Below are 20,753 nucleotides of genomic sequence, written 5' to 3'. Positions count from 1 at the left end.
CGATCCCTACCCAGTTATAGGAAATTTCCTACCCACATTTCATCCCTGCCTGACAGATCTCTATCGATTTGATTTTTATGCTCTTTCTATCCCAATTTACAAAAGGAGAAAGCATGAAACCCATTAATCTGAATCAGCCCTACCTAAGTACTCGACAGAGTGCCAAGGTTCTTCAGGTCTCGCTAGGAACCGTTCAAAAAATGGTGGAACTTGGTGAGCTAACCGCCTGGAAAACTCGGGGTGGGCATCGCCGCATCCTGACAAGCTCCCTAAATCAACAGCTACGCCGTCGTAAAGTGGGAATGCAGCAGCGCGCCAAACAGGCTCAACATATCGCTTTAGGGGTTTTTAAGCGGCAAGAAAACCTCGATGAAATGCAAAAGGCGATTCAAGAGTGGGCCATCCCCTTTGAACTAATCCATTCTCTCGATAGCCTTGAAGGGCTCATGCAGGCGGTATCCCATTACCCCGATGTGATTTATTTAGACTCGTTAATCCCACCAATCGAGCAATTGCATTTGATTCATTATTTAAGTAAGAATATTCAAACCCGTCGAATCCCACTATTGGTGGATGAAGCCTTTGTGCAACTTCACCCCGGAGTGTTGGAAATGGCTAAAGAGAATGGCGTTCATTTAAAACCACAGACCAGCGACGCCGCGGCGCTCTCCGAAGAGCTCAATGCTTTACCGGAAAAGACCAATGTAATGACCTATAGTGCATGTACCGATAAACACCCCTACAAACAATTAGAGAAATTGTTTACCGAAGCGATTAATACGGTATTTGAGTGAAGAAAAAGCCAGTTCAGTGAACTGGCTTTTTAGTCCTTGTAACTAATATTATTTAATCGCAAATTTACTGCGATCTTTTCCGGCAATCCATTTTGGGGCTTTACCGCGACCAGTCCACGTTTCTCCAGTTGCAGGGTTTTTATATTTTGGTGCAACCTTACCGCGCTTCTTAGCAACCCGTTTCTTCGTAGCTGCCTTTTTAGCAGGACGACCACGCTTACCAGCGCCGCCAGCCTTACGGCCAAACAAATCACTCGCGGTGAGACCAAATTCATCAATGATCTTTTTAGCCTTTGCAATTCCTTCAGACTTTTCACGTTGCATCAACGTCTGGATCTGACTGTCCAATTTCTCACGTTGCGCAAGTAGCTCTTTGTACGATGACATATTAATTAATTTCCCTAAATGTTTAAATAATAATGAGGGTGTAATAAATCAAAAATTGGGAAGGAATAAATGTTTATTTATTTTTCTTAATTGATGACTAAATTATTACGAATTAATATTATATCCGAATAAATTATTAATTAAGATTTATTATTTGCTCTAGAGTGAATAATCAATTGCATGGCATTTAATAATTATTTATTTTATATTAATCAATGAGTTATGATTAATAATTACTAAAATATATAATAATTAACTGAGTAATTAAATTAACTAATTTAATTAGCTTGATTTTTTGCCCGACGCAGCATAAAGCTACCTGTAGACTTTGCGGTCAGCTGCCCTGCCTCATTAAAAATACTGCCCTCGCAATAATTAACGGTACTACCGGCTTTTAAGACTTTGCCTTCTGCAATCAGTAGGCCTTTGGATGGTCTTAGAAAACTCGTGGTCATATCAATCGTAATGACCCCAAGAATATGTTCGTGCGAACTCCGTGCCGCCGCAGCCATTGCAAAGTCCAAAATGGTCATGACCACACCGCCGTGCGCCACATGAAAACTATTAAGCAGCTCAGGGCGAAGATTTAAACGAATGCGCGAGTGGCCATCCTTGGCAAACTCGGGCTCAATACCCAAAACATCAAGAAATGGGATGGTTAACCCAAAATAATCTCGACTCATTATTTAGCGAATAAGCGATCGGGGTGTGCCATCGCCTTAAACTCGATGGCATTCCCTGAGGGGTCTAAGAAAAACATGGTGGCCTGCTCACCGACCTCACCCTTAAACCGAATGTACGGCTCAATGACAAATTGAATACCTGCCTTCTTTAATTTATCAGCCATCGCTTCCCATTCGGGCATCGATAACACAATGCCGAAATGGCGAACGGGTACTTTTTTGCCATCAACATCGGAGTGGACATCATTTTTTGCTTCGCCATCGGCTAAGTGCGCCACAATTTGATGGCCAAATAAATTGAAATCAATCCACTCATCGGAGCTTCGTCCTTCAGGGCAACCGAGTAAGCCACCATAGAATGCGCGAGCATCTTGCAAGTTATCAACTGGAAAGGCTAAGTGGAATGGATGCATGGCTTCTTCCTTGTGTGCAGATGGTCGGGGCGAGAGGATTTGAACCTCCGACCACTTGCACCCCATGCAAGTACGCTACCAGGCTGCGCTACGCCCCGACGAAAACAATTATTGTATCTCAGCGGCTTAAGACCTGAAGGACCTCTTGAAGCTCCTCGCGTAAGCGCAATGTCGATTTACTCTCGTCTAAGCGATTTTTTGCACCGCTAATGGTGAATCCCTCTTCGTACAACAGCGTACGAATTTGACGAATCAGAACCACCTCATGATGCTGGTAATAACGGCGATTTCCGCGGCGCTTTTGCGGACGTAATTGAACGAATTCTTGCTCCCAGTAGCGCAACACATGAGGCTTTACCCCGCACAACTCCCCCACTTCGCCAATCGTGAAATATCGCTTACTCGGGATTGGGGGAAGATGCGAAACCGTGTTCGCTTTGGAATCAGGTTCTGTTTTGGTTCTGAGCATGGGACTCGACCGCGTCCTTTAGCTTCTGACTGGCATGAAATGTGACAACGCGTCGCGCAGCAATCGGAATCATCTCGCCTGTTTTTGGATTACGCCCTGGGCGCGCAGTTTTATTGCGCAACTGAAAATTACCAAACCCTGAGATCTTGACCTCGACACCGGACTCTAAGGTCTCACCGATTCGGTTAAAAAAAGCATCAATCATGTCTTTAGCTTCGCGCTTATTCAGACCAACTTGATCAAATAAAGCTTCTGAGAGTTCGTTTTTGGTCACGGTTTGATTATTTGCAGTCATAGCGACACTCTTTTCTGATTCTATTAAATTGGTTTACTGACTAATATAGCAAATTCGGATTACGACTATCGCAATCGTGCTTTGCACTGATTCTGTAAAGCATCCAATAAGGCGGTGATACTGGTTTCCACTTCTTTATCTTGCAGTGTATCCTGATCATTGGCTAAGGTCACTCGAAACGCTAGACTTTTCTCATGAAGTGCCATCGAGCCGCTCTCTTTTTGAGGACGAAACTCATCAAAAAGCTCAATCTTGCGAACGAATGGTTGGCGTTGAGCCAGCATCACATCAAGCAAGGTTTGCGCTGGCACTGATTGGTCCACTACGACCGCAAGATCGCGTTGCACGGCAGGAAACTTACTAATCTCTGTTGGCGCTGGTAAGCCCACATCACAAATCGCATCCCAATTGAGGGAAAACAATACCGGGGCCGAACTAAGCTCATAGACTTGCTGTAGAGCTGGATGCAACTCACCAATCCAGCCAATCGCTTGATCGCACAAATCAATGCGGGCGCTACGTCCAGGGTGTAAGGCGGGATGCGCATGCTCTGCCGCTTTGGTCTGGAGCTGCAAAGGAGTTAGTACGCGCTGCAAATCGCCTTTGACATCAAAGAAATCCACTAAGCGATTGGGTGCCCCCCATTGTTCGGGGCTTGCATAACCATAGGCTAAGCCACCTACTTGTTTAGTTTGAACAAAGCCAGCCACGATACCAGGGGCCTCCATCTGACTGGAATCTCTGGCAAATACCCGACCGATTTCAAAAATACGAACCCGTCCAGCACCGCGGTTTAGATTACTGCGTAGATTCTGTAAGAGACCACCCCATAAATTACTACGCATCACACCATATTGACTTGCAATCGGATTCAATACGGCAATGGGATTACTCTGCCCCATCTGCATCTCGGTCTGGGAATCGATAAATCCAAAGTTCAAGACCTCTTGATACCCCTCATGCGACAAGCGATGGCGCAGCGCGTGCACGGGTCGTTGACGCTCCAGTGGCGCGCTCATCTTCAACTCCGCTTTGGGTGGGTGATCCGGAATGTTTTCAAAGCCATACAAACGGGCTACTTCTTCGATGAGATCCTCTTCAATATCCAGATCAAATCGATAACTTGGGGCTTGAACTGTAAATACGGTCGCCCCACCTTGTCCGGTAATCGTGAACTCAAGACCTAAACACTTAAACACATCACTCACTTGCTCGATGCTCAATGGAATGCCAATCACACGTTGAGCTCGCTCTAGGCGCATCGATACCGCTTTACGTTCTGGCAAATGCGTGATTTGATCATCGATCGGTCCCAATTGACCACCACAGATCTCCACAATGAGTTGACTGAGGTAATCCAATGCAGAAATGGTTAATTGCGGATCAACCCCGCGCTCAAAGCGATGGCCTGCATCGGTTGTAAAGTGATACCGTCTAGCGCGACCTGCAATCGCTGCTGGCCACCAAAAGGCTGCCTCAACATAGATGTTCTGGGTTTTATCACTTACCGCAGTACGATCACCGCCCATAATCCCTGCAAGACTAATGGGGCCCATCTGATCAGCAACCACACCAACAGGCATTCCTTCCAAATGGGCTTCTACCGTTTGCTCATTGAGTAACTTCAAAGACTCGCCAGATTTACCCCAGCGCACTTCAATCGGAGCCTTTAGTTGATCGAGATCGAAGATATGATTGGGCTGACCCATCTCAAGCATTACATAGTTCGAGATATCCACCAATGGCGAGATACTGCGCTGACCAGCGCTTGCTAAGCGATCTTTTATCCAGGTTGGTGTTGCTACATGAGTATTCACCCCTCGAATCACGCGTCCAGCAAAGCGACCACACAGATCTGCATCCATGATGTTGACCGACACGCGATCATTGATCGTTGATGCAAGCGGCTCTCGCTTTGGAACACAAAGAGCAGCTCCAGTAATCGCAGCGACTTCCCTCGCAATACCGATGAGCGATAAGCAATCGGCTTTATTGGGTGTGAGTTTGATGGTAAAGAGTTGATCATCTAAATGCAGGTACTCGCGCAGGTCTTGACCCACTGGAGCGTCTTTGGGTAACTCCAGAATACCGGCATGGTCTTCGCCCAGACCCAACTCGCGCCCAGAACATAACATCCCATTACTTTCAATACCGCGTAACTTGCCAACCTTGATCTGAAATGGTTTTCCACCGACTTCGCTAGGAGGCAACTCAGCCCCAACCAAGGCGCACGGAATTTTGATACCAGCGCGTGCATTTGGAGCACCACACACAATTTGCAAATCAGAATGATTAGGTCCTGCATTGACACGGCAGACTCGCAAGCGATCTGCATCGGGATGCTGCTCTGCTGAAATAATTTCAGCTACGACAATCTTAGTAAATGGTGGGGCCAGTGAGCGCCGCTCTTCGACCTCAAGACCTGCCATGGTTAAGGCATGCGACAGTGCCTCGCTATCAATGGGCGGATTAACGAACTGACGTAACCAGGATTCAGAAAATTGCATGATGCGGACTAAGCCGGAAATTGCGCAAGGAAGCGCAAATCGTTATCAAAAAAGAGGCGTAGATCATCAATGCCATAGCGCAGCATGGTCAGACGCTCGAGACCCGATCCGAAGGCAAACCCCATATACCGCTCGGGATCGATGCCCATATTCCGCAACACATTGGGGTGGACTTGGCCAGCCCCTGAGATCTCCAACCATCGACCCGCTAATTTACCGCTAGCAAAGGCCATATCAATTTCAGCCGACGGCTCAGTAAATGGAAAATACGATGGCCGAAAACGGACTTGCAAGGCGTTGGTCTCAAAAAAGGTGCGCAAGAAATCGGTGTAGACACCTTTTAGATCAGCAAAGGAGACATCCTTCGCAATCCATAGGCCCTCTACTTGATGGAACATTGGCGAATGCGTTGCATCGCTATCCACACGGTAGGTCCGGCCCGGCGCAATCACTTTGATCGGCGGCATATTATTCTGACCATAGTGCTTAACGTGCTCGCTTGCGTAACGCACCTGGATCGGACTCGTGTGCGTTCTAAGTAACAGTGGCTTGCCTTGCGCATCGTTCCCATCGACATAGAAGGTGTCTTGCATGGAGCGTGCGGGGTGATTCTCGGGGCTATTGAGGGCCGTGAAATTGAACCAATCGGTTTCAATCTCTGGGCCATCGGCAACATCAAAACCAATCGAATGAAAAATGGTTTCAACCCGCTCCCAGGTGCGCATCACGGGATGCAAACTACCTAAGGCCTGTCCACGACCTGGCAATGACACATCGATTGCCTCAGCCGCAAGTCGGGCTTGTAATACTTGATCCGCGAGCGCTTGACGGCGTGCATTTAAGGCATCCTCAACAGCTGTCTTGGCTCGGTTGATCTCCGCACCCGCGCTTTTACGCTCTTCAGGCGACATCCCACCAAGCGCCTTTAAGCGCTCAGTTAAGAGTCCTGATTTACCGAGATACCGAGCTTTTGCATCCTCCAAAGCAGCGGGGTCGCTAGCTTTGGAGAAATCGCGTTTGGCATCCTCGACAAGTTGGTCGAGAGAAACCATGGCTGCAGGAACTTAAGCGTGTGCTACAGCAGATTTGACGCGTGTGACCAAAGCAGCAAATGCGTCTTTGTCAAACACGGCCATATCCGAGAGAACTTTACGATCGAGTTCAATCGACGCTTTCTTCATGCCGTTCATGAACACGCTATAGGTCATATCGTGTTCACGCACAGCGGCGTTGATCCTGGCAATCCACAAAGCACGGAATACGCGCTTCTTGTTACGACGATCGCGATAGGCGTATTGCCCAGCGCGCATGACCGCTTCTTTAGCGATCCGGAATACGTTTTTACGACGTCCACGATAACCAGTTGCGGCATCGGTGACTTTCTTATGGCGGGCTCTCGCTGTAACCCCACGTTTTACTCTTGGCATTGTGCTCTCCTAAGATTTATGCGTAAGGCATCATGGCGCGAATCGACTTCACATCGGATTTCGCGACCGGAGCGGAACCCCGCAATTGACGCTTGTTCTTGGTGGTTTTCTTGGTGAGGATATGACGCTTGAACGCCTGTCCTCGCTTGATCGATCCGCTCGCGCGGACCTTGAAGCGCTTGGCTGCGCCACTTTTGGTCTTCATTTTGGGCATGACTGCTCCCTTTTCGTTCTCTGTGCGACTACGGTGGCAACCGACGGCTGCTCTTCCTGTACCGATCATTCGCTACTTGGTACTGCTTACTACTACTGCATCTACTACAAACTCTTACTTCTTCTTGGCGGGCGCTAAGACCATCACCATTTGTCGGCCTTCCATCTTCGGAAATTGCTCGACTTGACCGTAAGGCTCTAAATCCACCTTCAGTCGATCCAACATCTTTGCGCCGATTTCTTGATGGGCCATTTCGCGACCCCGAAACCGAAGCGTAATTTTTGTTTTATCGCCATCTTCTAAAAAGCGGATCAGATTACGCAGCTTCACACCATAATCACCATCATCGGTACCAGGCCGGAATTTCACTTCCTTCACCTGAATCACCTTTTGCTTCAGCTTGGCTTCGTGCTGACGCTTGGCTTCTTGGTATTTGAACTTACCGAAATCCATCACTCGGACCACGGGTGGATCAGCATTCGGAGCAATCTCGACTAAGTCGGTATCTTCTTCCTCTGCCAATCGTAAGGCTTCGTTCAACTTAACTACACCGACTACGTTGCCGTCGGATCCGATCAAACGCACTACAGGAGCAGTAATTTCCTGATTGATGCGTTGCAATTTTTCAGTAGCGATCTTCTAATTCCTCTCTCAAAAACAATCAAAAGCCATCACACCCCCTAGCTAAGCTCGGGTCCGACTTTCTGGGCAATATCCTGCTGGAGTCGGGTGACGAAGGCATCTACGGGCATTACCCCTAGATCAATTCCGCCACGGGCACGAACGGCCACCGTATTACTTTCACGCTCTTTATCGCCAACAACAAGCAAATAAGGCAGTTTTTGTAATGCGTGCTCGCGTATTTTATACGTAATTTTCTCATTTCGCAAATCCGATTCCACTCTAAACCCTTGTTTTTTCAGCATTTGCTGGATTTTTTGGGCATATTCGGCCGAATTTTCAGAGATATTAAGGACGATTGCTTGGGTTGGGGCGAGCCAAACTGGCATTGCGCCAGCGTGGTTTTCGATCAAAATCCCAATAAAACGCTCTAAAGAACCAACAATCGCACGATGCAACATCACTGGAACTTTGCGGCTGTTATCTTCAGCAACATACTCAGCACCGAGGCGCGCTGGCATGGAAAAGTCGACCTGCATGGTGCCGCACTGCCACGAACGTCCAATCGAATCCTTTAGGTGGTATTCAATTTTGGGTCCATAAAAAGCGCCCTCACCAGGAAGCTCTTCCCAGGTTTGACCGGATGCTTTAAGTGCTCCCCGCAGTGATGCCTCGGCTTTATCCCAAATGGCATCATCCCCAACCCGCTTAGCAGGACGCAGGGCTAATTTCACGGCGACTTCTGTAAAACCAAAATCGCGATAGACCGCACGAACCGCCTGGTCAAATGCGGCGACCTCTGCCTGAATCTGATCCTCGGTACAAAAAATATGGCCATCGTCTTGAGTAAATCCGCGCACTCGCATTAACCCATGTAATGCGCCAGAGGGTTCATTGCGATGGCATTGCCCAAACTCACCAAAGCGTAGCGGCAACTCCCGATAGCTATGCAATCCTGAATTAAAGATTTGCACATGCCCTGGGCAGTTCATGGGCTTTAGTGCATAGGCACGGTTCTCCGACTCGGTCGTGAACATATTCTCTTTGTAGTTGTCCCAATGACCGGATTTTTCCCAAAGACCACGATCCAGAATTTGCGGAGCCTTGACCTCTTGATAACCCTCGTTCTGATAAACGCGGCGCATGTACTGCTCCACCTCTTGCCAAATGGCCCAGCCCTTGGGATGCCAAAACACAAGACCTGGGGCCTCATCCTGAAAATGAAATAAATCAAGCTGTTTACCTAGGCGTCGATGATCGCGCTTCTCGGCTTCCTCAAGCATGTGCAAGTAAGCGTCTTGATCTTCTTTCTTGGTCCAAGCGGTGCCATAAATTCGTTGCAGCATCTCATTTTTACTATCACCACGCCAGTAGGCGCCGGCAAGCTTCATGAGCTTGAATACCTTTAACTTTCCAGTGGAGGGGACGTGAGGGCCGCGGCACAGGTCGGTAAATTTACCCTCGGTGTAGAGCGAGACCTCTTCGTTTTGGGGAATGCTCGCAATGATTTCTGCTTTGTAGAGTTCGCCTTGTTGTTTAAAAAATTCAACGGCTTGATCGCGGGGCATCACTTGACGGCTAACGGGTTCATCCTTCTTGGCAAGCTCGAGCATTTTTTTCTCAAGCGCAGCTAGGTCATCTGGCGTAAAGGGGCGATGATAGGAGAAGTCGTAATAAAAGCCGTTCTCAATCACGGGGCCAATGGTGACCTGTGCATCAGGGAATAATTCTTTGACGGCATACGCGAGCAAATGCGCTGTGGAGTGGCGAATAATATCCAGACCTTCAGGATTTTTATCGGTAATGATGGCCAACTGCACATCATGATCAATTGTGTAACTGAGATCGACCAAACGACCATCCACAGAGCCCGCGAGTGCTGCTTTGGCTAAGCCGCTGCCAATGGATTGGGCAACTTCAGCAATGGTCACTGGCGCAGCAAACTCGCGCTTCGAACCATCGGGAAGAGTAACCGCTACCATAACCACTCCATGCATAAAAGAGAATGCGCGTTCGTCCCACACACTATGAACACAACGCGCATTCCGATCTGTTTCGTTGGTAGGCTCGATTGGACTCGAACCAACGACCCCCACCATGTCAAGGTGGTGCTCTAACCAGCTGAGCTACGAGCCTATATTCATCAAGAGTTTATCACCGCCTGCGCACTTCGGTAACGCCGCGCAATCCCTCGAGCCCAGTTTGAACTAACCGTAAGGCTTCGGCATTGGAGATTTCAACCGTTAATTGGATATGTGCCAAGCCTTTACGAACCGATTTTTTGAGATCGATCACATGCACTCCAATCTTAGAAGTAATCTCAAACAGTTCGCGCATCAGTTCAGGGCGATCCAGTGCAATGATTGATAGATCTGCTGGGAAAACACGTTCTTTGTTGCCGCCCTGCTCGGAATCTAATTTGGAACTCCATGCTGTTTGGATCACACGCTCTGGAGCGCGTTCCAAGAGCCCTCGAAAGGTTTTGCAACTGCGACGATGAATCGACACCCCACGACCTTGTGTAACAAAACCGGCAATTGGATCAGGGGGAACCGGACGACAGCATTTCGCTAACTGGGTTAGTAAGGAATCTACTCCAACGACCAATACGTCGCCACGCTGATTCGCAGCAGTCGCACGCGTGCGAATCTGGATCTCGTCTTTTTTATCAAGTGGCTTATCAATGCTCTTATCGAGCTTGCCATCATTTACTTTATTGGGTGCTTGACTTGCTTCATCGTCGAGTGCATTGAACCATGCACGCACACGAGCTCGCGCCCGCTGTGAGCGCAGATAACCGCGCTCGGGATTGAGCCAATCCCTTGAGGGCCCACCTTGCTTCACAGAAATAATTTCCACGGTTTGACCATTGTGCAAGGCGGTATCGAGTGGCACCATGGCCCCATCAATCCGCGCACCACGACAGCGATGACCAAGATCAGTATGAACAGCATAGGCAAAGTCAATCGGTGACGAGCCCTTCTCCAGAGCAATCACTTTTCCCAAAGGAGTGAGAACATAAATATGATCATCAATCTCATGATGCTTCAGTTGTTCCCAAGCATCTTCTTTCCACGAGATCAATTGCCGTGCCCATGCGATCTGGCGCTCATAAGCTACCGCAGCACTGTGCGTTCCGAGATCTTTTGCTTGGGTTGCGTACGCGCCCTCCTTGTAGCGCCAGTGTGCGGCTAAGCCGTACTCAGCCTGGCGATGCATTTCTTGGGTACGAATCTGAATCTCAAATGCAATCCCCTCTTCATCAATCACAACGGTATGTAAGGATTGATAGCCGTTTGGCTTGGGTCTTGCAATGTAGTCATCAAATTCTTTAGGGACAGGCTGCCAGATGTTGTGAACTAAGCCTAGAGTGGCATAGCACGCTTTAACGTCGTCAACGAGTACCCGAAATGCGCGCACATCATAGAGATTGGCAAACTCTAAGGATTTGCCCTGCATTTTTTTCCAGATGCTGTAAATGTGTTTGGGTCGACCTTGCACATCGGCCTTGATATTCGTCATCGATAGTTCATGATTGAGTTGCCCGATCACATCAGCAATGAACCGCTCACGCTCCGTCCGTTTGGCATCCAATAGCCCCGCAATTTCTTTATAGGTGTCTGCTGCTAATACCCGAAATGCAAGATCCTCCATCTCCCATTTCATTTGCCATATACCTAAGCGATTGGCTAGGCTCGCATCAATATCTAAAATCTCCTGAGCCCAAGATGGCTTTACTTTGATGCGATGCTTAGCAATCCAGCGTAAGGTTTGTAAGCGCGAGGCTAAATAAATCAGTACCACACGAAGATCGTTCCCAAATGCCAAGAGCATTTTGCGCAAGATCTCCTCTTGACCTGCTACCCGCGACTGTCCGTCATGCTTAATCAGTTTTGCTTGGGCCTGACGTAGACCTCGGTACCCAATCAATAAAGTAGCGGCATCGGGTCCAAGTTGTTTTGTTAAGGGTTCTTTTCCAAGGCTGCTATGTAAATGACGGGCGGCTGTGACGCTTGCCTCATCCAAACGCAGCGCTTGCAAAATCTCGGATACCGAGTGGGAGTGCGCCTCTTCGGGCTCGCCAAACCAGGTATCACCCTCAAACCCTTCGATGGGATTTGTCGATAAGGGCAGTGTTGACTCGTTAAGACTCACAGCGATAAATGATGGATTGCTGATAAAACACTATAGAAAGAATTGGCGTGCAATGTCAATTTGCTCTTTTTTAACAAAGGCAGGAGCATGTCCAGTATTGGCGATCTCAACACTCTTCGCATGCGAATTGAGTTGACACATTTCTTCAACCGTTTGCCTCGATAGCAAATCCGAGTCCGCGCCGCGCACAATCAAAATGGGGCACTCAATGCTCTGAAAACTTTGCCACATGGCCAACTCGCCCGCTTGAGCCAGAGCTGGGGTCACCGAGGCAAATGGCACTGAAATGTCTGGGTCATAGTGCAAGATCCACTGCTGATCTTTCTGAATCAGTATGGGTCCATTGAGAAGCTCCCACTCGGCATCCGTGTGCTTGCCAAAGGGAGCGCAAATCGATTTGAGTTTGTCCATTGCTACATCGCGATTCACATAAGAAAATGGTTTACCCACGTAGCTTGCTAACCGAATTAATGCCGCTGGCTCAATCCGCGGTCCGACATCATTGAGCAATAGTCGCTTGATGCCATTGCCAGGCATTGCCGCATACACCATACCAATTAAACCGCCCATCGAGGTTCCAAACCAATTGACTGAGTGAACACCTAATTTAGTGCTTAAGGTCTTCATATCCGTCACGTATTGCGGAACGGTATAGAACATCGGATTACTCAGAAAATCAGATTCGCCACGGCCAACGATATCTGGACAAACTACGAAATGGCGATCGCATAAGGCCTCAGCCATTGCCCGAAAATCGCTGCCACGTCGAGATAAGCCATGAACGCAATACAGCACACTCGGATTGCGAGGATCACCCCAGCTATGAAAGGCCATGCGATGGGAGCCGGCAGGACTTGAACATTCCACATAATCGGTATGCCCGTGATGATCCCGATTGAGTAAGGCGGTATGACGCGCCTGCTCAACGCTGGCTGGGGGCGATTCAAGCTCTTGCTTGCCGGCCTCTTCGGGTTGCAATGTAATGTGATCAATACCGTACGACTCACGCAACATGGTGGTTAGGTTTGCAAGAATCCGCGGCCAGTGCTTAAACTGTTTAATCTCAACGTGGGCGATCAATGCAGGATGACCAGGACTCATCTCCCAGACATGCAAATCGTGGATCGCCATCACTCCCTCAATACGGGATAAATCTTCACCCACTTTCACATAGTCAATGTGCAGCGGTACACCTTCCATCAAGAAGTGGTACGACTCTTTGAGGATGGCTGTGGTGGATTTGAGGATTAAGAGCGCTACAAAGATCGATAGAATCGGATCAATTGGCATCCATCCCGTTAACTGAATCACAACCCCTGATACCAAAGCGGCGATCGATCCCAAGAGATCGCCCATGACGTGCACCAGAGCAGCACGGGTATTGACACTCTTTTGATCGCGTGACAAGACCCAGGCAACAATGAGGTTCACCGCTAATCCGAGTGCGGCCACGATGGTCACGGTCATTCCTGATACTGGATGCGGATCCTGTATCCGACTCACGGCCTCAATTGCAATCCAAATGACTAAACCTACCATCACCAAGCTGTTCACAAAAGCAGCAAGTGCTTCGGCTCGACCAAAGCCAAAGGAATGCTTTGCTGATGGGGGGCGTCTGGCAATGTACTGCGCCAGAATAGCCAGACCAAGCGCCGCAGAGTCGGTCACCATATGCCCAGCATCGGACATCAGTGCCAAGGAACCAGAAATCAGGCCTGCAAAGAACTCAACAAACGCAAAGCCTAAGGTAAAGAACATGGCAATCCACAATAAGGATTGCTTGCGATCCGCTACCGCGTGGGTGTGACGTGCATCCCCACGTTTATGAGCATGGAGTTGATCGCTTTTCAATGCACCGCGCTAATATCGATCGGAGCGCCCGTCTTCGCCTGAATCTCTTCCTTGGTCACGCCCGGCGCTAACTCAACTAACTTCAATCCCTTGGGGGTAATATCAAGCACACCCAAGTCGGTAATGATGCGATTAATTACGCCTAATCCAGTCAATGGCAGCGTGCACTTGGGCAGAATTTTGATTTCTTCTGTGCCATCTTTTTTCTTGGCAACGTGCTCCATCAGCACCACAACATGCTTGACACCCGCAACCAAATCCATCGCACCACCCATCCCCTTCACCATCTTTCCAGGGATCATCCAGTTGGCTAAATCACCGTGCTCACTCACCTGCATTGCGCCCAAGATCGCAATATTGATCTTGCCACCCCGAATCATTCCAAATGAATCAGCCGATGAAAAAATGGCTGATCCTGGTAAGGTCGTGACGGTTTGTTTACCCGCATTAATCATGTCGGCATCGACTTGTGCTTCGGTAGGAAAAGGACCAATCCCCAACAAACCATTCTCAGACTGGAGCCAAACTTCCATTCCCTTAGGAACGTGGTTGGCGACCAAGGTGGGCATCCCAATTCCTAAATTAACGTAGTCACCATCGTGTAATTCTTTTGCAGCACGGGCTGCCATTTCATCGCGATTCCAAGGCATTGCAATTTCCTCTGTTTAATCTTTTCAAGTGAATGGTTACTGTGAGAGTGTGCGTTGCTCGATCCGTTTTTCAGGATGCGGATTGAGCACAATCCGATGGGCATAAATACCAGGGGTATGGATTTGATCCGGGATAAGCTCTCCGTTCTCCACAATCTCTTCAACTTCCACCACGGTGATTTTTCCTGCCATCGCCACCACTGGATTAAAGTTACGGGCGGTTAAGCGATATAGCAAATTACCTGCCTTGTCGGCTTTCCATGCTTTAACGAGCGAGACATCGGCAACCAATGAGCGCTCCAAGATGTACTGCTCGCCATCAAACTCACGAACATCTTTACCTTCAGCAACAATCGTTCCAACACCCGTTTTGGTATAAAACGCAGGAATACCGCAACCACCTGCGCGCAATTTTTCTGCGAGGGTACCTTGCGGAGTAAATTCCAGCTCGAGTTCACCAGCTAAATATTGGCGCTCAAACTCTTTGTTTTCTCCAACATAGGATGAAATCATTTTTTTGACTTGCCGAGTGGCCAAGAGAATCCCTAAACCAAAATCATCGACGCCGGCATTGTTCGATATTGCAGTTAGGTTTTTAGTCCCTAACTCTTTGACTGCTGCAATCAGGGCTTCGGGGATGCCGCATAAACCAAAACCACCAACCGCGATGGTCTGCCCATCTTTCATAATGTCCTCAAGAGCAGCGCGGGCATTGGGAAATATCTTATTCATTCGCCTAACTTTCTTTCACGTTCTTCAATCAATTCCTAATAAGCTCAAATGATAACCGCTCTGCATGACTGATTCGTGGCTCAAAAGCACTAAACTAGGGCTATGAATACCGAGGAATTACTTGCGCAATATGGCCCACGCGAGGCCATGGACTATGACCTCGTGATCGTCGGGGGTGGCCCTGCAGGCTTGTCCGCGGCAATCCATGCCAAACAAATTGCCCAGCGCGAGGGTCGCGAGATCTCCGTTTGTGTCCTAGAAAAGGGTTCTGAGGTCGGTGCTCATATTTTGTCAGGCGCCATCATGGATCCGCGCGCTCTCAATGAATTATTCCCAGATTGGCAATCAATGGGGGCTCCACTCGAGACGCCAGTTAGTAAAGATGAATTCATTTTTCTGACCGAATCGAGCTCCTTCACAGTACCCCACCTTCTGCTACCGAATTGTTTTAGTAATCGCGGTAATTACATATTGAGCTTAAGTAACTTCACTCGCTGGTTAGGCGGTCAAGCCGAGCAACTGGGTGTTGATATTTTCCCTGGGTTTGCTGCCGCTGAAATTTTGTTCAACGCCCAGGGTGCAGTCTGTGGAGTCGCCACTGGTAATTTGGGTATCCACAAGGATGGAAATGTTTCCGAGCAATTCCAACTTGGGATGGAATTACGAGCGAAGTACACCTTATTTGCAGAGGGCTCACGCGGTCATCTTGGCAAGCAACTCATCACCAAATACCGACTCGATCGTGAATCCGATCCTCAGAGTTATGGCATTGGCATTAAAGAGCTCTGGGAAGTGACTCCGGAGAGCCATCGCCCAGGTCTTGTAATTCATACCGCAGGTTGGCCATTGGACAGTCAAACCTATGGTGGATCATTTTTGTATCACTTTGGCGAAAACAAGGTTGCGGTGGGGATGGTCGTTGGTCTCTCTTATCGAAACCCTTACCTTAGCCCCTTTGATGAGTTCCAGCGTTATAAATTGCATCCTGCGATTCGACCAACGTTTGAAGGTGGTAAGCGCTTGGCCTATGGTGCGCGCGCCATTACCGCCGGTGGCCTAAATAGTTTGCCGCAAACCGTATTCCCTGGCGGCGCTCTGATTGGCTGCGATGCGGGCTACCTCAACGCCTCCCGCATTAAGGGCAGCCATGCAGCCATTAAATCCGGTATGTTGGCTGCTCAGGCAGCCATGTCTGCACTTTCAGAAAACCGAGCCAATGACATTCTCTCGGCCTACCCGAGTGCCTTTAAAAATAGCTGGCTTTATACCGAACTCAGACAGGCGCGTAACTTTAAAGCGTGGATGTCCAAAGGTTTATATCTGGGTACCTTGATGGTTGGTATTGAACAAAAGGTGTTTGGTGGCAATATGCCGTGGACCATTCATCAAAAAAAAGCCGATTACGAATACCTCGAACCAGCTCGCTTGCATCAAGTGATTGAGTACCCAAAGCCCGATGGCAGAATTACTTTTGATCGACTCTCCTCGGTATTTATCTCCAATACCAATCATGAAGAGAATCAACCGGCGCATCTCACACTCAAAGATGAAAGCGTGCCTGTGGCCATTAATCTTGATATTTACGCGGGTCCTGAGCAACGGTATTGCCCTGCCGGTGTTTATGAGTACATCGAGGTAGAAGGTAAACCCAAATTACAAATTAATGCCCAAAATTGCGTGCATTGCAAAACCTGTGACATCAAAGATCCCACACAAAACATTGTGTGGGTCACCCCTGAAGGGGGCGGTGGTCCTAACTACTCAGGAATGTAAGGCTTTCGGATTGGTTTTCACTTGAGCGATTGCAACACCAGCTAAGGCGCACGCCACCGCTGCCATACCAAAGACTTGATTGGGGCCCCAATGATCCCAAATCCAACCTGCGCATAAGCCGCCTAGAGTGCCGCCAAAGCCATAGGCGACGGTTGTGAAAAGTGCTTGGCCACGAGCTTGCAAAGGCCCACTAAACCAACCCTGAATTAATTTGGTACTCGCACTATGGTGGGCTGCAAAGGTGGCAGCATGCATTAACTGTGCCAGAATCAGAAGACTGGTGGTCGCAAAGTAACCGATCAACACAAAGCGGATCACTGCAATCATGAATGTTGCTTGCAATACCCTCGTTGGGGAATATCGCAACATGACTTTACTTTGGAAGTAAAAGAAGATTACCTCTGCGGTCACACCCAATGTCCAGAAAAATCCGATCTCGGATTTGCTGTATCCCAGATCGGCAAGATAAAGGGAATAAAACACATACAGGGCCGCGTGACCAAAGATCATGGCAAAGGCCGAAACTAAAAACCAACGCACTTCTAGGCGTTGCAATACGGCACGCAGTTCTCCGCGTACTAAGGGGTGACGCTCAATCTTAGGCTCACGTAGCAAAAAGGTATCAATCGCCAATGCAATCAATACGCCCAGACCCAACCATGGCAGGACCTCAATTCCCCACCATTGAAATACTTCGCCAGCGAGTAACACCATGGCAACAAAACCAATGGATCCCCATAAGCGCAGACGACCATAGCGATGATCAAACGAATTGTCTTTAAATAAAGCATGGACTGTTGCCGCTTCCCCGAGCGGAATCATGCTACTCAAAATAGTATGCAGAATAAACATCCAGATTAAAAATGGAATGTAGTGCTCTAAGTAAAAGATGACGCAAAAACACAAAACCGCCAGAACACCACAAAAGCGCATGATGCCCACTCGGTTGGATAAATAATCGGAGAGCCAACCCCAAGAAAAAGGGCCTAGGATACGTGTCACTTGCAACATCGACATCAACGCAGCAATCTCGATCGCACCAAATCCGAGCTCCGCAAAATACAAGCTTGCATAGGGTGACATGAGGCCAATGTAGGCGAAGTACAAAAAGAAAAAGGCCGCGAAGGCCCAACGCGAGGATGCTGTCATGAATCCTTAGCTGGTGCGCGCAGCCGGAATTGCGGGTGGTTGTACTGAAACATCGCCACACTGCGCCCGATGACGCAAGGCGTGGTCCATGAGGACAAGGGCCAACATGGCCTCTGCAATCGGCGCCGCCCGAATGCCGACGCAGGGATCGTGACGCCCCTTGGTCTGAATCGTGGTTGACTTACCGTGCAAATCAATTGTCTGTTTCGGGCTCATGATGCTTGAAGTTGGTTTGATGGCGATCGCCACACGTATATCTTGGCCAGTACTAATACCACCCAACACACCGCCAGCATTATTTGTGGCAAAGCCGTCCGGATGCATCTCATCACCGTGAGCACTTCCCTTTTGGGCTACCACACCAAATCCTTTTCCAATCTCAACGCCCTTCACCGCATTAATGCCCATCATCACATGCGCAATATCTGCATCTAACTTATCAAAAAGGGGTTCACCCAAACCGATCGGTACCTGGCGGGCCATCACCTCAATCTTGGCACCGCACGAGTCACCCGCTTTGCGCAGTTGATCCATGTACTCTTCAAGCTTCGTAATGATGCTGGCATTTGCGGCGAAGAATGGGTTTTGTGAAATGTATTGAGCATCCTCAAAAGGAATAGCTATCTCACCGAGTTGACTCATATGAGCAACGATCTCTGTTCCATAGTGCTCACGCAACCATTTTTTGGCAATCGCTGCGGCAGCAACCACTGGAGCGGTTAAACGCGCTGAGGAGCGTCCGCCACCGCGTGGATCACGAAACCCATATTTATAGTGATAGCTGTAATCAGCGTGACCCGGACGAAAGGTTTGCAAGATCTCACTGTAATCTTGACTGCGTTGATCGGTATTGCGAATCAATAAACAAATTGGGGTGCCAGTGGTTTTATCCTCGAAGACGCCAGACAAAATCTCGACCTTATCTTCTTCTTTACGTTGGGTCACATGGCGGGAGGTTCCAGGTTTGCGTCGATCCAGATCCACCTGAATATCGTCGACCGATAACTCCATCCCCGGCGGACAACCATCGACCACTGCACCAATCGCAGGACCGTGCGACTCACCAAAGGTGGTTACCGTAAATAGAAGGCCTAAGGTATTTCCAGACATACCATCATTATGGCATTAGGCAGAGGCCTGTTCCGGCGGGCGGTTTTGCCGAATCGTTGGCAAGTTGGCAACGATCACGGCGCCGGCAAGCGTAAGCCACCACGTGATGTAGATCCAAATTAACATGAGGGGTAGGATCGCAAAGGTGCCATAGACCGTTTTATAAAAGGCGGTCTGGGTCATGAAGTAGGCAAAACCAAACTTGGTGATCTCGTAAGCGACGGCCACAAAAGCAGCACCAATAAACGCATCCCGCCAGCTTACAGGTGCGTAGGGCAAGATCCGATAGGCCAGAGCAAAAACAATCAAGGCCAATAAGCTGGGAATAATCGTGCTAATGAACTTAAATCCTACCGATAAGGTGGGGAACCAGCCACTCGCTGAGCCCAGTAATAAACTACTTAAGTAAATGCCAAGGCCCAAAAGTATGGGGCCGATGATGGTCGCTGCTAAATAAATTGCAAGCTTCTTGAGAAAAGGTCGGCGCTCGCTTACCCTCCAAATTTCATTAAAGGCACGCTCAATCACCACCATGGTCAAAATCGTTGTAATCAGAAGCCCCAAGGAACCGACGATGGTTAATCCCTTTGCTTTAGCAGAGAACTGGTTGAGGTAAGTAAATACCTGTTGACTAATGCCGCCTGGGAAATAGTTCTTCAGAAGCCAAGCCTGAAAGGCATTACGCAAATCAACGACCGCAGGGAATTGACTCAGCAAGATGGATCCAATGGTCAGCATCGGCACCAAAGACAAAATGGTAGTAAACGACAAACTGGCCGATACTTGGCTTAATCGCAAATGTTGATTCCGCTGCCAGAGCGCTTTACCCATGGGCAACCAACGCTTGATCAGAAAAGATAATGGCATGACCGTATCATAGGGGATCTATCTGAAATTCCAAAGAAAGTGCAGTCTATGGGTTCATCCGAGATTCTGGTGTTGTACTACTCCCGCCATGGTGCAACCGATGCCCTCGCTCGTTTTATTGGGCAAGGGATTGAGAGCGTGGCTGGGGTTAGTGCGCGTTTGCGAACCGTACCTGCGGTATCAACCGTTTGCGAAGCGAGCGAGCCACCCGTTCCCAAAGATGGTCCTCCTTATGTAGAGTATTCCGATTTAGAGGAATGCATTGGCCTGGCTCTAGGATCACCCACACGCTTTGGCAATATGGCCGCACCCCTGAAATTTTTTCTAGACGGCAGTACCTCACAATGGTTAAGCGGTGCACTGCAAGGGAAGCCTGCATGTGTTTTTACCAGCACCGGTAGCTTACATGGCGGTCAAGAAACCACCCTGCTCTCGATGATGATCCCACTTTTTCATCATGGCATGGTGGTGCTTGGTGTACCGTATAGCAACCCTGAGCTCATGAATACGACCACTGGCGGCACGCCCTATGGGGTATCGCATCTTGCGCATGCCGATGGCAGCGCACCGATTAGTGCAGAAGAATCTCGCTTAGCCATTGCACAAGGTAAGCGTTTGGCTGAAGTTGCTTTACGTCTTCATGGTGGCAAATAAAT

The 20,753-nt window shown here is 48.8% G+C and carries 21 protein-coding genes and 2 tRNA genes; 3 read left to right on the top strand and 20 right to left on the bottom strand.

The features are described from left to right. Positions 1 to 113: 113 nt before the first annotated feature. Positions 114 to 794, top strand: a complete 681-nt coding sequence (locus ICV32_RS04170) for a helix-turn-helix domain-containing protein (protein WP_215372176.1) — start codon at positions 114 to 116, stop codon at positions 792 to 794. Positions 795 to 842: 48 nt separating this feature from the next. On the opposite strand, the gene ICV32_RS04165 is transcribed toward ICV32_RS04170, so the two are convergent. The 17 genes from ICV32_RS04165 to ICV32_RS04085 form a co-directional block, all read right to left on the bottom strand. After that, positions 843 to 1,181, bottom strand: coding sequence for an H-NS family nucleoid-associated regulatory protein (locus ICV32_RS04165; RefSeq protein WP_215372174.1), 339 nt, complete (start codon positions 1,179 to 1,181; stop codon positions 843 to 845). Between the two features lie 278 nt (positions 1,182 to 1,459). Then, positions 1,460 to 1,864 carry a PaaI family thioesterase gene (locus tag ICV32_RS04160; RefSeq protein ID WP_215372173.1) on the bottom strand — a complete coding sequence of 135 codons (405 nt, stop codon included), beginning with the start codon at positions 1,862 to 1,864 and terminating at the stop codon, positions 1,460 to 1,462. After that, the gene (locus ICV32_RS04155; protein ID WP_215372171.1) at positions 1,864 to 2,277 is read right to left on the bottom strand and encodes a VOC family protein; all 414 of its coding nucleotides are present in this window, start codon (positions 2,275 to 2,277) and stop codon (positions 1,864 to 1,866) included. The genes ICV32_RS04160 and ICV32_RS04155 overlap by 1 nt, the downstream gene beginning before the upstream one ends. Positions 2,278 to 2,298: 21 nt before the next feature. Further along, positions 2,299 to 2,375: transfer RNA gene (locus ICV32_RS04150), tRNA-Pro, on the bottom strand. A gap of 20 nt (positions 2,376 to 2,395) precedes the next feature. Next, positions 2,396 to 2,746 carry a MerR family transcriptional regulator gene (locus ICV32_RS04145; protein ID WP_215372169.1) on the bottom strand — a complete coding sequence of 117 codons (351 nt, stop codon included), beginning with the start codon at positions 2,744 to 2,746 and terminating at the stop codon, positions 2,396 to 2,398. Then, positions 2,721 to 3,041, bottom strand: coding sequence for an integration host factor subunit alpha (locus tag ICV32_RS04140; protein WP_215372167.1), 321 nt, complete (start codon positions 3,039 to 3,041; stop codon positions 2,721 to 2,723). Before ICV32_RS04140 ends, ICV32_RS04145 begins: the two co-directional genes overlap by 26 nt. A 65-nt stretch (positions 3,042 to 3,106) precedes the next feature. After that, positions 3,107 to 5,548 carry a phenylalanine--tRNA ligase subunit beta gene (gene pheT, locus ICV32_RS04135; protein WP_215372166.1) on the bottom strand — a complete coding sequence of 814 codons (2,442 nt, stop codon included), beginning with the start codon at positions 5,546 to 5,548 and terminating at the stop codon, positions 3,107 to 3,109. A gap of 8 nt (positions 5,549 to 5,556) precedes the next feature. After that, positions 5,557 to 6,600, bottom strand: a complete 1,044-nt coding sequence (pheS, locus tag ICV32_RS04130) for a phenylalanine--tRNA ligase subunit alpha (protein ID WP_215372164.1) — start codon at positions 6,598 to 6,600, stop codon at positions 5,557 to 5,559. Between the two features lie 12 nt (positions 6,601 to 6,612). Continuing rightward, positions 6,613 to 6,975, bottom strand: a complete 363-nt coding sequence (gene rplT / locus ICV32_RS04125; RefSeq protein WP_108508272.1) for a 50S ribosomal protein L20 — start codon at positions 6,973 to 6,975, stop codon at positions 6,613 to 6,615. A 16-nt stretch (positions 6,976 to 6,991) separates the two neighbouring features. Then, positions 6,992 to 7,189 (bottom strand): 50S ribosomal protein L35, encoded by a 198-nt coding sequence (gene rpmI / locus ICV32_RS04120; protein ID WP_108508271.1) that lies wholly within the window; start codon positions 7,187 to 7,189, stop codon positions 6,992 to 6,994. A gap of 114 nt (positions 7,190 to 7,303) precedes the next feature. Then, positions 7,304 to 7,825 carry a translation initiation factor IF-3 gene (gene infC / locus ICV32_RS04115; protein ID WP_215372542.1) on the bottom strand — a complete coding sequence of 174 codons (522 nt, stop codon included), beginning with the start codon at positions 7,823 to 7,825 and terminating at the stop codon, positions 7,304 to 7,306. 44 nt (positions 7,826 to 7,869) lie between these two features. Beyond that, on the bottom strand, positions 7,870 to 9,792 hold the full coding sequence (gene thrS, locus ICV32_RS04110; RefSeq protein ID WP_215372163.1) for a threonine--tRNA ligase: 1,923 nt from the start codon (positions 9,790 to 9,792) through the stop codon (positions 7,870 to 7,872). Positions 9,793 to 9,869: 77 nt separating this feature from the next. Next, positions 9,870 to 9,946 (bottom strand) — tRNA-Val (locus ICV32_RS04105). An 18-nt stretch (positions 9,947 to 9,964) separates the two neighbouring features. Next, positions 9,965 to 11,965, bottom strand: a complete 2,001-nt coding sequence (locus ICV32_RS04100) for a bifunctional (p)ppGpp synthetase/guanosine-3',5'-bis(diphosphate) 3'-pyrophosphohydrolase (RefSeq protein WP_251371929.1) — start codon at positions 11,963 to 11,965, stop codon at positions 9,965 to 9,967. Positions 11,966 to 11,995: 30 nt separating this feature from the next. Continuing rightward, on the bottom strand, positions 11,996 to 13,816 hold the full coding sequence (locus ICV32_RS04095; RefSeq protein ID WP_251371928.1) for an alpha/beta fold hydrolase: 1,821 nt from the start codon (positions 13,814 to 13,816) through the stop codon (positions 11,996 to 11,998). Further along, positions 13,813 to 14,466, bottom strand: coding sequence for a CoA transferase subunit B (locus ICV32_RS04090; protein ID WP_215372161.1), 654 nt, complete (start codon positions 14,464 to 14,466; stop codon positions 13,813 to 13,815). The genes ICV32_RS04095 and ICV32_RS04090 overlap by 4 nt, the downstream gene beginning before the upstream one ends. 36 nt (positions 14,467 to 14,502) lie before the next feature. Continuing rightward, positions 14,503 to 15,198 carry a CoA transferase subunit A gene (locus ICV32_RS04085; RefSeq protein WP_215372159.1) on the bottom strand — a complete coding sequence of 232 codons (696 nt, stop codon included), beginning with the start codon at positions 15,196 to 15,198 and terminating at the stop codon, positions 14,503 to 14,505. 102 nt (positions 15,199 to 15,300) lie between these two features. Between ICV32_RS04085 and ICV32_RS04080 the strand changes: the two genes are divergently transcribed. Then, positions 15,301 to 16,971 (top strand): electron transfer flavoprotein-ubiquinone oxidoreductase, encoded by a 1,671-nt coding sequence (locus ICV32_RS04080; RefSeq protein WP_215372157.1) that lies wholly within the window; start codon positions 15,301 to 15,303, stop codon positions 16,969 to 16,971. Here the strand turns inward: ICV32_RS04080 and ICV32_RS04075 are convergent. Genes ICV32_RS04075 through ICV32_RS04065 form a run of 3 tightly spaced genes read right to left on the bottom strand, consistent with a single transcriptional unit; the run spans position 16,960 to position 20,097 of the window. Then, complete coding sequence (locus ICV32_RS04075; protein ID WP_215372156.1) at positions 16,960 to 18,120, bottom strand: MFS transporter; 1,161 nt, start codon at positions 18,118 to 18,120, stop codon at positions 16,960 to 16,962. The two genes, ICV32_RS04080 and ICV32_RS04075, sit on opposite strands and share 12 nt — an antisense overlap. Before the next feature lie 6 nt (positions 18,121 to 18,126). Next, positions 18,127 to 19,230 carry a chorismate synthase gene (gene aroC, locus ICV32_RS04070; protein ID WP_215372154.1) on the bottom strand — a complete coding sequence of 368 codons (1,104 nt, stop codon included), beginning with the start codon at positions 19,228 to 19,230 and terminating at the stop codon, positions 18,127 to 18,129. Between the two features lie 15 nt (positions 19,231 to 19,245). After that, positions 19,246 to 20,097 (bottom strand): YihY family inner membrane protein, encoded by an 852-nt coding sequence (locus ICV32_RS04065; RefSeq protein ID WP_215372152.1) that lies wholly within the window; start codon positions 20,095 to 20,097, stop codon positions 19,246 to 19,248. 48 nt (positions 20,098 to 20,145) lie between these two features. Here ICV32_RS04065 and wrbA point away from each other — a divergent pair, with 48 nt between their 5' ends. Continuing rightward, positions 20,146 to 20,751 (top strand): NAD(P)H:quinone oxidoreductase, encoded by a 606-nt coding sequence (wrbA, locus tag ICV32_RS04060; RefSeq protein WP_215372150.1) that lies wholly within the window; start codon positions 20,146 to 20,148, stop codon positions 20,749 to 20,751. Positions 20,752 to 20,753: the final 2 nt, after the last annotated feature.

Origin of the sequence: Polynucleobacter sp. MWH-UH24A, assembly GCF_018687475.1 — a bacterium.
In the GTDB taxonomy this organism is placed as follows: Bacteria; Pseudomonadota; Gammaproteobacteria; order Burkholderiales; family Burkholderiaceae; genus Polynucleobacter.
Note: the sequence above shows the minus strand (reverse complement) of the source record. Positions and strands in the feature narration are given on the sequence as shown.